This is a genomic window from Psychromonas sp. L1A2, from assembly GCF_009828855.1.
Classification (GTDB): domain Bacteria; phylum Pseudomonadota; class Gammaproteobacteria; order Enterobacterales; family Psychromonadaceae; genus Psychromonas.
On the sequence record NZ_WUAG01000002.1, the window covers coordinates 270,982 to 284,942 of the forward strand.

The following is a 13,961-nucleotide window of genomic DNA, read 5'->3' on the forward strand; positions in this document are numbered from 1 at the left end:
AATCTTTCCTTTGTTCTACATTTGAAAATCAACGGTAGCAATACTGCAGACTTTCAAATGCTTTTGATATGAGCGGTACAAAGTACCGAATTTCAGGGAAGCGGATTTTATCCTACTTTTAAAACAAAAAAACCCCCTACTCTAAAAAGAGAGGGGGTTTATTAAACCTAAATATCTATGGTTAAGCTAGGTAGCGACTATATCGCCTAACAAACAACCAACAATTATTTTTTAGTTACTTTAATCAGCCATCATTAATGAATCATTGATACATTCAAGATTAGATTGACCCATCAAGTATGTATCGATTGCGCGTGAAGCTTCACGGCCTTCATTAATACAACGTACAATCAGAGACTGACCAGTACGCATATCACCAGCAGCAAAGACGCCTGGTTGAGTTGTTTGGAAATCGTCAGTTTTAACGTTACCGCGCTCATCTAAACCAATTTTCAATTGTGCTAACACACCTGTTGGTTCTGGGTGTAAGAACCCCATTGCCAAGAATGCTTTAGTACAAGGAATTGAACGTACAGAACCTTCGATTTCTTTAAAGTTAGGACGTTGACCCGGTGCTGCTTCTTCCCATTCGATATCTGCAACCACTAACTCTTTAACGTTTCCGTTTTCATCACCGATGAATTCTTTAGTTAGGATTGACCAATGACGATCGACACCTTCTTCGTGAGAAGTGGTTGTTTTCAAGATCATTGGGTACGAAGGCCAAGGCATGTTAACCGTACGTTTTTCAGGTGGAATCGGCATGATTTCCACTTGTGTTACTGACGCGGCTTTATGACGGTTAGAGGTACCAACACAGTCAGAACCCGTATCACCACCACCGATAACTACAACATGGTCATCAGATGCATGAATTTCTTCAGTCTTAAGGTCCATTCCGTTTGCACGGCGGTTATTTTGACCTAGGAATTCCATTGCAAAATGAACACCTTTTAGGTCACGACCAGGGATTGGTAAGTCACGAGGAACTGTAGAACCACCTGTTAATAACACAACGTCAAATTGCTTACGCAAATCGTTTGCATCAAAATCAACACCGATATGGGCATTCACTACCATTTTAATACCAGCTGCTTCCATTACCGCAATCTTACGATCGATAACGTCCATACCTAGTTTAAAGTCTGGAATACCGAAACGTATTAAACCACCCACTTTCTCATCACGTTCATAAACAGTCACAATGTGACCTGCTGAGTTTAATTGCTCAGCAGCTGCAAGACCTGCAGGGCCAGAACCGATGATCGCCACTGTTTTACCAGTACGCGATGTTGGAATTTTAGGTTTTACGTAACCATTTTCGTAGGCTTTTTCTACGATGGTTTTTTCAATATTACAAATCGTAATAGGGTCTTGATTGATACCTAATACACACGATGTTTCACAAGGTGCAGGACAAACACGACCAGTAAACTCTGGGAAGTTATTAGTTGAGCTTAGGATATCCCAAGCTTCTAACCAACTTTCACGGTAAACCGCATCATTGAATTCAGGAATAATGTTACCAATCGGACAACCGCTGTGACAGAAAGGAACACCACAATCCATACAACGAGATGCTTGGTCATTGATTTTCTTACCAAACACATCATTTTGTACAAACTCTTTATTATCTTTTAGGCGATCTTCAACCGATACTTTCGGTGGCAATTCACGACCTAATTCTAAAAATCCAGTAGGCTTCCCCATTATGCTTCTCCTTTTGCTCGAGCTGCTAATACCGCTTTATAATCACGAGGCATAACTTTAACAACTTTAGCTAAGCTTGCTTCAACATCGGCTAAGAACGCTGCCGCTAAGTTAGACTCTGTTAGCTCTAAATGTTTAGTTACTTTTGCAATTAATAAGTCTTTATCTTTTTGTTCTAGTGGATCTAAATCAACTAGTTCCATATTACAGTTAGCTGCAAACGTATCATCTTGGTCCCAAATATAAGCAACACCGCCACTCATACCTGCCGCAAAGTTACGACCAGTTGAACCTAAGTTTATCATAATACCGCCAGTCATGTATTCACAACCGTGGTCACCGATGCCTTCAACAACTACTTCCGCGCCTGAGTTACGCACACAGAAACGTTCGCCGGCCATACCATTAATGTAAGACTGACCTGATGTTGCGCCATAGAAACATACGTTACCAACGATAATGTTATCTTTAGACACTAATGTTGAATCGCGGTAAGGATAAACAACAATTTGACCACCAGATAAACCTTTACCCCAGTAATCGTTCGCATCACCTTCAACGGTAAACTCAACACCTTTTGCAAGGAAACAACCAAATGATTGACCTGCAGAACCCGTGAATTTAACTTGCATCGGGTTTGGTAAACCTTGGTCGTTATACACTTTAGATATTTCATTAGACAACATGGTGCCACATGAACGGTCGATATTAGTAATCGGGAATTCACCGGTTACCGCTTCGCCTTTTTCAAGTGCAGGTTGTGCTAATTCAATTAGTTTTCTGTCTAATACCGCTTCAAGGTTATGGCTTTGTTTAATTTGATTAAACATTCCGTCTTCAGCTTTAGCTTCTTGCTTGAACAAGATAGTGCTCAAGTCTAAGTTTTTGTATTTCCAGTGGCTTACGTTATCACGAACTTTCAGGTTTTGCGTTTGACCGACCATTTCAGTGATCGTCGCGTAACCTAGTTTCGCCATGTTTTCACGCATGCCTTCAACCATGTAACCAAAGAAAGTAACCACATCATCTACACGACCGTCAAAGCGCTCACGTAATGTTTTGTTTTGTGTTGCGATACCAACAGGACATGTATTCAAGTGACACTTACGCATCATGATACAACCTTCAACCACTAATGCAGCAGTTGCTACGCCCCATTCTTCAGAACCTAGTAAAGCAGCAATCGTTAAGTCACGAGGTGTTTTCATCTGGCCATCAGCTTGTAATACTACACGGTTACGTAAACCGTTTTTCATTAGCGTTTGATGTGCTTCAGATAAACCTAGTTCCCATGGTAAACCCGCATGACGAATAGATGATAATGGTGATGCACCTGTACCGCCGTCAAAACCAGCGATTAAGATAACGTCAGCTTTTGCTTTAGCAACACCTGATGCGATTGTACCAACACCCGCTTCTGATACTAATTTAACGTTAACACGACCTTTTCGGTTAGCATTTTTCAAATCGAAGATAAGCTGAGCTAAATCTTCGATTGAGTAAATATCATGATGTGGTGGCGGTGAAATTAGACCTACGCCTGGCGTCGAGTGACGAGTACGACCAATCCAGTCATCAACTTTGTGACCTGGTAATTGACCACCTTCACCTGGTTTAGCGCCCTGTGCCATTTTAATTTGGATTTCAGCAGCGTTTGTTAGGTAGTACGATGTAACACCAAAACGACCTGATGCAACTTGCTTGATAGCAGAACGTTCCCAATCACCATTTTCTTTTGGTAGGAAACGAATTGGATCTTCACCACCTTCACCAGAGTTTGACTTAGCGCCAATTCGGTTCATTGCAATCGCTAGCGTTGAGTGAGCTTCATGAGAGATAGAACCGAAGCTCATCGCACCTGTTGCAAAACGCTTAAGGATATTTTCAGCTGGCTCTACTTCATCAATTGAAATTGGACCCGATGCTTTCGGTACAAATTCAAACTGACTACGTAACGTTGCAGCATCATCACCTTGTTGGTCAACTGTTTCAGCATACTGTTTAAACTGAGCATAATTTTTATTACGCGTTGATTCTTGTAGTAATGAAATCGTTGTTGGGTTAAATAAGTGCTTTTCACCACGTTGTTTCCATTGGTAAACACCACCTACGTCTAAACGTTGTGATGGAACCGCACGTAATGGGTAAGCAAAACGATGACGTACTAAGATTTCGTGTGCGATGTCATCAAGAGATAAACCTTGAATACGCGTCACAGTGCCTTTGAAGTAATCATCAACCACTGATTTACTAATACCTAGTGCTTCAAATATTTGTGCACCTTGGTAAGACTGGATAGTAGAAATACCCATTTTCGAGAAGATTTTTAATAAACCTGCATCGATTGCATCTTTATACGATTTGAAGATATCACATACATCTTTGTCTGCTGGTAAACGATTCTTAGATTGTAAATCAACAATCATTTCTTCGATTAAGTAAGCATTAACCGCAGAAGCACCGTAACCGATAACTGTTGCGAAGTGATGTGTTTCACGTACGTCACCTGTTTCAACTACGATGTCACACATAGCACGTAGGCCACGTTTGATTAAGTAGTGATGTACTGCACCTGTTACCAACATAGCTGGAATTGGCGCATGGTCAGATGTTGCATTACGGTCAGAAAGAATGATGATTGAGTAACCATCGTGAATCGCATCTTCTGCATAACGACAAATACGTGCTAATGCTTTCTTAAGCTTATCTTTTTCACCAGTTGCTAAAAAGAAAGTTTCTAATGTTTTAGCTTGTAAATGTTTGTCATCTAATGCATTAATTTTTTGTAATTCAGCATTACTTAATACAGGCGACTCAAGTTCAACTTTATGACAATGCTCTGGCGTTTCTGCCAATAAGTTTTTGTCTTTACCTAAATAAGTATTTAGCGACATCACCATACGCTCACGAATCGGATCGATTGGTGGGTTAGTTACTTGCGCAAATAATTGTTTAAAGTAATGAGATAAATGTTGAGATTGATGAGAAAGCACCGCTAACGGCCAATCCACACCCATTGCACCTAACGGCTCTTTACCGTCACGGAACATAGGTAAAATAATTTCATTTACTTCTTCAGACGTCACACCAAAAGCTTGTAAACGTTTTAATAACTTACCAGCATCTGGTTGGATATTACGTTCAAGCGCCGCTGGTTGATCTTCTAATTTAACAAGGTTGTTTGCTAACCAAGTTTCATAAGGTTTTCTTGCTGCAATACCGTCTTTTACTTCATCATCAGAAATAATGCGGCCTTGCTCAAGGTCAGCAACAAAGATACGACCTGGTTGTAAACGACCACGTAACTTAATGTTCTTAGGATCGATTTCAACAACACCTGATTCAGATGCCATCACTAGGAAGTCATCCTTAGTTACCGTGTAACGAGATGGACGTAAACCATTACGGTCAAGCGTTGCACCTACTTGAACACCATCGGTGAAACAAACAGACGCTGGGCCATCCCAAGGTTCCATTAGGTTTGCATGGTATTGGTAGAATGCACGACGAGCTGGGTCCATCGTTTTATTTTCTTGCCAAGCTTCAGGAATCATCATCATTAATGCATGAGGAAGACTACGGCCAGAAAGAACAAGTAGCTCTAACGCCATATCAAAGCTTGCAGAGTCAGACATACCATCTGTACAGATTGGCATTAACATATCTAATTCAGAGCGAGTAAAGAATTCTGCTTCAAGCAGTGCTTCACGGGCTTTCATCCAGTTGATGTTACCGCGAACCGTATTAATCTCGCCATTGTGAGCAATGTAACGGAACGGTTGCGCTAAACGCCAGCGTGGGAATGTGTTTGTCGAGAAACGAGAATGAACTAAAGCTAACGCAGTTACCATGCTTGGGTTTTGCAAATCCAAGAAGTACTGAGGCACTTGCTCAGTTGTTAATTGACCTTTATATACGATTGTTTTGTATGAGAATGTATTAATGTAGAAGTTGTCTTCAATACCATTAACCGACTCTAAACAAATGCGCGTAGCATAGTTACGTAGGATAAATAATTTACGTTCTAATACAGCCGGGTCCATATCAGGACCGCCAGTCACGAACATATGTTCAAACTGAGGTTCGCTGCTTAGGGGATCTGCACCAATCATTGAGTTATCTGTTGGAAGTACACGGTAACCAATTACTTCAAGACAAAGACGTTCAGCAGTTCGAGCTAAAATTTCACGACAATGATCACGGTGATTCTCATCTTTAGGGAATAGGATTGTACCTACACCATATTGATCGAATTTAGGCAGAGAAATGCCTTCTTTTAATGCTTCCGTTACTAAAAACTCATGTGGTTTTTGTAAAAGAATACCTGCACCATCACCACTACATGGATCACAACCTTGACCACCACGGTGTTCCATACGCGCTAGCATATCTAAAGCTTGTGTCACGATTTTGTGAGATTTGCTGTTTTTAAGATGGGCTACGAAACCGATACCACAGGCATCGTGTTCCATTTCAGGCACATAAAGGCCTTGAGCGTTCTGCTCTTTATTAGTCATAAACATGTCCTTCTAGATGAAACAGTAAACATTTCTTATACTGTCAAATCTAATGTTTTCGAAGTGCTACACACGGCTTGTAATTGAATTACCAAAAACAAACAATTAATTTTTTACTTTTTTGTAAAGGAAACTACTTTTTTGGAGAAGCGCACTAAACAAAAACTCCCTTTTTTTTAAAAAATAAGGCGCATAATGATCCTACAAGCGTAGGGCTTATACATTATTTCTTCTAATAAAGCCTATTACACTGGCATAATTGAAGAGTATTCTATCTTTTAAGGCGAATAAAAGCCAATTTTTTTATTCATTAGCACCAAAGCTATATTAGCTTCACTTGATAACATAGTAAAAAAATCAAAATTCATAACGCACTGTAATTTAAGAAAAAAAATAAAAAATAAAAATACATAAGTAAGAATTAGCATCTAATACTGTCTTGTCAAAATAATATAAAACTTTCAAATGTGAATTTTTAGTTGATATATGTGAATATTAATTCACACTAGTTATTGATAACCATTACCATTTAATCTAATTTTTTATCTTCAAAAAAAGAAATGCCACATGTAAACAAGCACTTATTCGTGCAACATTAAAGCGCAGTTCGTTGTTCGTTATAGCTTAATGATATTAATCAGTTACCTATTACTTCATTTTATTCTGAAAAAGCTAAGCATAAAAACGTTATTACCTTTATTTAGTAATAAGCGTAAAATACTTTTTTCTTTTAATAGCGATAAAACTAGATATGAGATCTCACTCTTTTTTTCAAAAACCTGAAAGTTTATTACTAACAATGGCGTTTATTATGCCATTAGTATTTTCAGTTTGGATGGTATTACTTAATAATTTCGTGATAGAAAAAGCAGCTTTTACGGGTGTAGAGATTGGCATTTTACAAAGTTTACGCGAAATCCCTGGATTTTTAGCCTTTACCGTTATCTATGTTTTATTATTTATTAAAGAACAACGGTTAGCCATTCTTTCACTCGGCATTACAGCCGTTGGTGTCGCTATCACTGGTTTCTTTCCACAAGTGATGGGGTTGTATTTAACAACAATGTTGATGTCGATTGGCTTTCATTACTTTGAAACAGTGAATCAATCGTTAACATTACAGTGGATAAACAAATCGGAAACGCCGCATTTTTTAGGTAAAATTCTATCAGTTAAAGCCATCGCGTCATTACTTGCCTATGCGAGTGTGTGGATATTGATGGATTACTTTGATGTGAGTTACAAAACTACTTACTTAATATTTGGTGGTTTAGGATTAGTTTTAACGATTATTTTAGCCTCAGCTTTTAAACAATTCCCTCCCCTCGTTGAACAAAATAAAAAGTTTATTTTAAGAAAACGTTACTGGTTGTATTACGCTCTAACTTTTTTCAGCGGCGCTCGTCGACAAATATTCGTCGTATTTGCTGGCTTTTTAATGGTAGAAAAATTTCATTATAGCGTGGCTGAAATTAGTGCATTGTTCTTGATTAATTATGTTTTCAATTGGTTATTTGCCGCTAAAATAGGAAAACTAATTGGTCACTTTGGTGAGCGCTCAGTACTATTATTCGAATACATAGGATTGATTATCTTGTTTATTGCTTATGGCTTGGTAGAAAACAGTACGGTAGCAGCGTCATTATATGTAATTGACCATCTGTTTTTTGCTTTAGCTATTGCTATTAAAACCTACTTCCAAAAAATAGCCAATCCTGAAGATATAGCAGCCACGGCTGGCATCAGTTTTTCAATTAATCATATTGCAGCGGTGGTGATACCTGTTTTACTTGGGTTAGTTTGGATAGTGAATCCGTCATGGGTATTTTATTGTGGCGCTGGTTTTGCTGTTTGCTCATTAATACTGTCATTATTGATTCCTAAGAACCCTATGAAAGGTAATGAATTTTCATATCAAAAAAACTCTCAAGCTATAATTCAATAAGAAATAAAGAGCAGCCTTAGGTAAATAAAAAAACGCTTATTTGACTCTCTTATAAGGGCTAATGTACTTTATTACAAAGCCCTGAACGAGTAACATTAGTACTTATTGATGTTGATGTAGCTACTGATATTGTGTAGTTATTCATATTGGCTTTAATGGCGAAGACGACTAGCCTAATACGGCACGATTTGTTGCTGCAAATTTAATTCTATTTTTTCCAGCTGATTTTGCATCGTACATTGCAATATCAGCGGACTTCATTAATTGGTCATACCGACACCCATTTTCAGGATATAAAGCAACACCTGCACTACCTGTAATAGTTAATTCAACACCATCATGCAATTCATATTTCAAAAATAAAACTTCAAATAGTGTTTGAAGCTTTAGTTCGACTTCCTTTCTATTTTCAATATCTTGAAATAAAATAACAAACTCATCACCACCTAATCGAGCAGGAATTATCAAAGGCAAGTTGTCTGTTAAATAATTAATTTGCTCATATTCACTATTAAACGAGAGAAAAGAAGCAAGACGTTTTCCAAATAAAAATAGCAACTCATCCCCTACTCTATGCCCATGCGTATCATTAACTGCTTTAAATCCATCAAAATCGATGAAAACTAAGGCCCCTTTTTGATTCGTTTTTAACATTTTATCTAACGCTTTATTAGATAGGCGATAAAAATAATTTCGATTAGGTAAGCCAGTAGTCGCATCAAAATAAGCTAGCTTTGATATTTCTTTTTTATTTCTTTCAATATTCTGCATCATATTAGCAAAAGACATTTTAAGCAGTTGAAGCTCTAGAGGGATGAGTTTTGATAGATTCCATTTTAAATTAACATTCGAGTTGCCTTGTTCAATCAACTTGATTGCTCTTAATAGGTTTTCTAATGGTTTAATTAAGATTAAAGAAACAGGTATAGTGATTAATAATGCTAAGCCAAGCCCTAACAACATGACAAAGATTGCAGTTTGATCAATGGCATCAGCTTTATTCTCTAGCTCTTTAATCGGCTGTGGAACCATTACTCCCCATTTGGCATTAGGGACTTGAGTATAACCCGCGATCATATCCCCTTTTAATGCGGGTGAATAAAACTCATCGACGCCCGTTTTACCTGCTAACATTTTTTTAATGGGACTAATTGCTATCATATTTTTTCTTTCTTGAATCCAAGAATCAAGAGGGTGAGCCAGCACATTTCCAGCTTGATCTACAATGGCTGCGTGCCCTTTTTGACCAAAAGCAACTCGTTTGCCCATTTGAACAATATAATCAGTTGAAAGGTAAGCTAATAGAATATTGTTATTTACTTTTTTGACCACAAGCAGAATAAGACCGCTATTATTAGTTTTATCTTCCGTCACGGTGGATATTTGGATAGTACCTTCTTTTAAGGTCTCTTTGGCCAGTAATACAATGTCATTTTTCACACTTTCAATACAATTTCCATTCGCGCTGAATAAACAACGTTGAACGATACCCTCATCATCTATAACAATGATTTCTTTAAATTTATAACTATTTAATAACTGCTTAAATTCTTTAGATTCTAATTGTTTTTGTGATTGGAAAGCTACAATCGAAAAAATACCTGTTACATCTTGATAGTAACGTTCAAAAGCAGCAGAAAGGTTTTTCGCTATAACTAAATGTTTTTCATTAACTTCTTTTACTTCTAACTCTAACGCTTTCGAATAAGGCCAGATCCAAAATAACGTCATAGGAATGATTACGATGATTGCAAAGGTGATAACAAGGAGATGCCTTAACTTCATTCTGTAATCCATTTATAAGTTTATAATATAATTTTAATGTTTATACTATGGTATTTCATTGTGAATAGCCAAACATAACCCAATGAAATTATTAGACTTAGCCATCAAAACAGGTAGAAAAATGGAAGAGTTCGCGCAAAATATTTATACCGTTTTATCTTTTTTAGATAAAGGAAAGTTAATAACTTATGGTCAACTAGCGAGCCAAGCTGGCTATCCTGCACATTCCCGCCATGTTGGAAAAATATTAGCAAGGTTACCTAAAGATACGCGCCTACCCTGGTTCAGAGTCGTCAATTCACAGGGGAAAATATCATTACAAGGTGATGCTTTAATACGTCAAAAAACCTTATTAGAAGCAGAAGATATTGAAGTGACTGCTGAAGGTAAAATCGTAAAGTTTAAACAATACTTAGATTAAAATTGAGTTAAACCTAATTCAACACTAAAGTTCGATGTAAAAAAAGGCTTCCAATCACTGCTTTATAAACCATCAATCAAAAAAACGATTAGGCATGAAATAAAAAGAAGAAAACTTTTAAAAATACGAGAATAACTCCCCTTCAATATTCTGCTTATTCTTTTCTTCGTGTCCTTCGTGCAGCGCAGCGGCTTCGTGGTAAATCTATTTTAAAGTCAAAAGCGAGTTAACCACGAAGACACGAAGGTAAAAGAAGAAACCTTAAAAGATGTGTTCTTCTATTTATTGGCTTTCTTCGTGTCCTCTGTGCAGCGCAGCGGCTTCGTGGTTGCTTGGGTTTTGAAGTCAAAAGCGAGCTAACCACGAAGGCACGAAGGTAAAAGAAGACAACCTTAAAAATACCAGAATAACTCCCCTTCAATATTCTGCTTATTCTTTTCTTCGTGTCCTTCGTGCAGCGTAGCGGCTTCGTGGTGAACTGTTTTAAAGTCAAAAACGATTTAACCACGAAAGCACGCAGTGAAAAGAAGAAAACCTTTAAAAGTATGAGAATAATTACCTTTCACTATTTTCTGGTTGTTCTTTTCTTCGTGCTCTCTGTGTAGCGCAGCGGCTTCGTGGTGGCTTAGGTTTAAAAGTCAAAAGCGAGTTAACCACGAAGACACGAAGTAAAAGAAGAAAACCTTTAAAGATGTGTTCTTCTATTTATTGGTTTTCTTCGTGCCCTCTGTCCAGCGTAGCGGCTTCGTGGTGAACTGTTTTAAAGTCAAAATCGATTTAACCACGAAAGCACGCAGTGAAAAGAAGAAAACCTTTAAAAGTATGAGAATAACTACCTTTCACTATTTTCTGCTTGTTCTTTTCTTCGTGTACTTCGTGCAGCGTAGCGGCTTCGTGGTGAACTGTTTTAAAGTCAAAAACGATTTAACCACGAAAGCACGCAGTGAAAAGAAGAAAACCTTTAAAAGTATGAGAATAATTACCTTTCACTATTTTCTGGTTGTTCTTTTCTTCGTGCTCTCTGTGTAGCGCAGCGGCTTCGTGGTTGCTTGGGTTTTAAAATTAAAAGCCAATTAACCACGAAGACACAAAGTGAAAAGAAGAAAACTTTTAAAAATACGAGAATAACTCCCCTTCAATATTCTGCTTATTCTTTTCTTCGTGTCCTTCGTGCAGCGCAGCGGCTTCGTGGTAAATCTGTTTTAAAGTCAAAAGCGAGTTAACCACGAAGGCTCGAAGTGAAAAGAAGAAAGCCTAAAAGCTAGGATTGATCTGTACAAATATTCATTTATTGGGCTTTTCTTAGCGGTAAGAATATTCAGTAGATTTTATTATAAGCATAAAAAATCCGATGCTTTTTAAGCATCGGATTCTGATTTTTTACTTAAGCATAAACAACCAATAAATAAAGCTATTTGATATGTGGTGTATTGGTTGTTACGTGTAAGTTTTGTGCACGGTGACGTAATACATGGTCAAGTAACGTAATCGCCATTTGTGCTTCAGCAATCGGCACAGCACGAATACCAACACATGGATCGTGACGACCTTTTGTAATCATCTCCGTTGCTTCGCCATCAGTTGTAATAGTACGACCTGGAATAGTTAAGCTTGATGTTGGCTTTAATGCAATAGACGCAATAATATCTTGCCCTGTTGATATACCACCTAATACACCACCAGCATGGTTTGATAAGAAACCTTCAGGGGTCATTTCATCACGATGTTCAGTGCCTTTTTGATTCGCAACAGCAAAACCATCACCAATCTCTACACCTTTAACGGCATTAATGCTCATTAAAGAATGTGCTAATTCAGCATCTAAACGATCAAACACTGGCTCACCTAGTCCAACAGGTACGCCTGAAGCAACAACCGTTACTTTAGCACCCACTGAATTGCCTTCTTTAATCAAGGCTTTCATGTAATCTTCAAGCGCTGGAATTTTACTAACATCAGGGAAAAAGAATGGATTATTTTCCACTTCATTCCAATCAATCGTGTCAGGCGTGATATCACCTAATTGACTTAAATAACCACGAATTTCAACACCAAATTGCTCTTTTAGGTATTTTTTGGCAATAGCACCTGCCGCAACACGCATCGCCGTTTCACGTGCAGATGAACGACCGCCACCACGGTAATCACGGTGTCCGTACTTTTGATGATAGGTGTAATCAGCATGTCCTGGACGGAATAAATCTTTAATTGCTGAATAGTCTTTAGAACGTTGATCAGTATTTTCAATGATCAAACCAATGCTACAGCCTGTTGTTTTACCTTCGAACACGCCAGATAAGATCTTAACTTGATCTCCTTCTTGACGCATTGTCGTGTAACGTGACTGACCTGGACGACGACGGTCTAAATCGTGTTGTAAATCAGCTTCAGTGATTTCTAAGTTTGGTGGAATACCGTCAACAATACAGCCTAACGCCGCACCATGACTTTCACCAAAAGTTGTCACTTTAAAAACTTGACCAATACTGCTTCCTGCCATTTTTAAATTTCCTACTTCAGAATTTTTGATATTGAAAAGGACTTTACTCTTCCTTTTCAGTTAATTTGTTCTTTTAAGTTTCAATGCTTCATAGAATGAAACTTAACTTTATTCTTTTCTTAAAGGCTCTATTAGATTTTAATAGTATCAAGTTGCGCTTTAGTTAACACAAATACGCCATGTCCACCGATTGAAAACTCAATCCATTGGAATGGGATTTCAGGGTATGCAGCTTGTAAGTGAACTTGTGAATTACCGACTTCAACAAATAACACACCTTCATCATTCAACATTGAGCTAGCTTGACGTAACATTTCTCTCACTAGATCCAGTCCGTCATTACCACATGCAAGACCCAACTCTGGCTCATGTTTATATTCATCTGGTAAGTTTGCCATATCTTCCGCATCAACATAAGGCGGGTTAGACACAATTAGGTCGTATTTCTCATTTTCAATACCACTAAATAGGTCAGATTGAATTGGGAATACTTGTTGTGACACACCATGATTTTGAATATTGATATCGGCGACTTCTAACGCCTCTTCAGACAAATCAACCGCATCAACTTCTGCATCAGGGAAAGCATAAGCACAAGCAATGGCAATACAACCGCTACCAGTACATAAATCTAAAATACGTTTTGGTGGTGTTTTTACCCAAGGTTCAAATTTGGCTTCGATTAGTTCAGCAATAGGAGAACGAGGCACTAATGTGCGTTCATCAACATAAAACTCTAACCCTGCAAACCATGCACTATTGGTTAAATAAGGAACAGGAATACGTTGTTCAATACGAATCACAACTAATTCAACTAACATTTGACGCTCACGTTTGGTTAAACGTGATTGTAAAATCATAATATTACTTTGTAACTCAAGGTTCAGTGAAGGCAATATCAATTGCACTGCTTCATCCCAAGCATTATCAGTGCCGTGGCCAAAAAATAACCCTGCACGATTAAACTCAGTCACCGCCCAACGTACCACATCTTGAATCGTGACTAACTCGTCAATCGCTTCATCACTAAAAATCGTATCCAATTTATTCTCCACTTAGGGTAAACTTCGCACATTCAACTAC

At 37.9% G+C, this 13,961-nt stretch carries 7 protein-coding genes; 2 read left to right on the forward strand and 5 right to left on the reverse strand.

Features of this window, described 5'->3' with window-relative positions; genetic code table 11:
* Positions 1-240: 240 nt before the first annotated feature.
* A complete protein-coding gene (locus tag GQR59_RS11715) occupies positions 241-1,710 on the reverse strand; it encodes a glutamate synthase subunit beta (protein ID WP_160062949.1) in 1,470 nt (489 codons plus the stop codon).
* A complete protein-coding gene (gene gltB / locus GQR59_RS11720; protein ID WP_160062951.1) occupies positions 1,710-6,227 on the reverse strand; it encodes a glutamate synthase large subunit in 4,518 nt (1,505 codons plus the stop codon). The genes GQR59_RS11715 and gltB overlap by 1 nt, the downstream gene beginning before the upstream one ends.
* 811 nt (positions 6,228-7,038) lie before the next feature.
* Here gltB and GQR59_RS11725 point away from each other — a divergent pair.
* A complete protein-coding gene (locus tag GQR59_RS11725; RefSeq protein WP_328600623.1) occupies positions 7,039-8,172 on the forward strand; it encodes an MFS transporter in 1,134 nt (377 codons plus the stop codon).
* Positions 8,173-8,340: 168 nt separating this feature from the next.
* Here the strand turns inward: GQR59_RS11725 and GQR59_RS11730 are convergent, their stop codons facing one another.
* On the reverse strand, positions 8,341-9,957 hold the full coding sequence (locus tag GQR59_RS11730; protein ID WP_160062955.1) for a sensor domain-containing diguanylate cyclase: 1,617 nt from the start codon (positions 9,955-9,957) through the stop codon (positions 8,341-8,343).
* An 82-nt stretch (positions 9,958-10,039) separates the two neighbouring features.
* On the opposite strand from GQR59_RS11730, the gene GQR59_RS11735 reads away from it, so the two are divergent.
* A complete protein-coding gene (locus tag GQR59_RS11735) occupies positions 10,040-10,378 on the forward strand; it encodes an MGMT family protein (RefSeq protein ID WP_236546750.1) in 339 nt (112 codons plus the stop codon).
* Between the two features lie 1,411 nt (positions 10,379-11,789).
* On the opposite strand, the gene aroC is transcribed toward GQR59_RS11735, so the two are convergent.
* Together aroC and prmB are read right to left on the reverse strand one after the other, a co-directional pair.
* Positions 11,790-12,878 (reverse strand): chorismate synthase, encoded by a 1,089-nt coding sequence (gene aroC / locus GQR59_RS11740; RefSeq protein WP_025562415.1) that lies wholly within the window; start codon positions 12,876-12,878, stop codon positions 11,790-11,792.
* A gap of 131 nt (positions 12,879-13,009) precedes the next feature.
* Positions 13,010-13,921: a 50S ribosomal protein L3 N(5)-glutamine methyltransferase gene (prmB, locus tag GQR59_RS11745; protein WP_025562414.1), complete on the reverse strand. Its 912-nt coding sequence runs from the start codon at positions 13,919-13,921 to the stop codon at positions 13,010-13,012.
* Between the last annotated feature and the right edge of the window lie 40 nt (positions 13,922-13,961).

Excerpts from the sequence above, each read along its gene's own strand:
- GQR59_RS11725 (WP_328600623.1), top strand. The coding sequence starts at position 7,039 with ATGCCATTAGTATTTTCAGTTTGGATGGTATTACTTAATAATTTCGTG.
- GQR59_RS11735 (WP_236546750.1), top strand. The coding sequence starts at position 10,040 with ATGAAATTATTAGACTTAGCCATCAAAACAGGTAGAAAAATGGAAGAG.
- aroC (WP_025562415.1), bottom strand. The coding sequence starts at position 12,878 with ATGGCAGGAAGCAGTATTGGTCAAGTTTTTAAAGTGACAACTTTTGGT.
- GQR59_RS11730 (WP_160062955.1), bottom strand. The coding sequence starts at position 9,957 with ATGAAGTTAAGGCATCTCCTTGTTATCACCTTTGCAATCATCGTAATC.
- GQR59_RS11715 (WP_160062949.1), bottom strand. The coding sequence starts at position 1,710 with ATGGGGAAGCCTACTGGATTTTTAGAATTAGGTCGTGAATTGCCACCG.
- gltB (WP_160062951.1), bottom strand. The coding sequence starts at position 6,227 with ATGACTAATAAAGAGCAGAACGCTCAAGGCCTTTATGTGCCTGAAATG.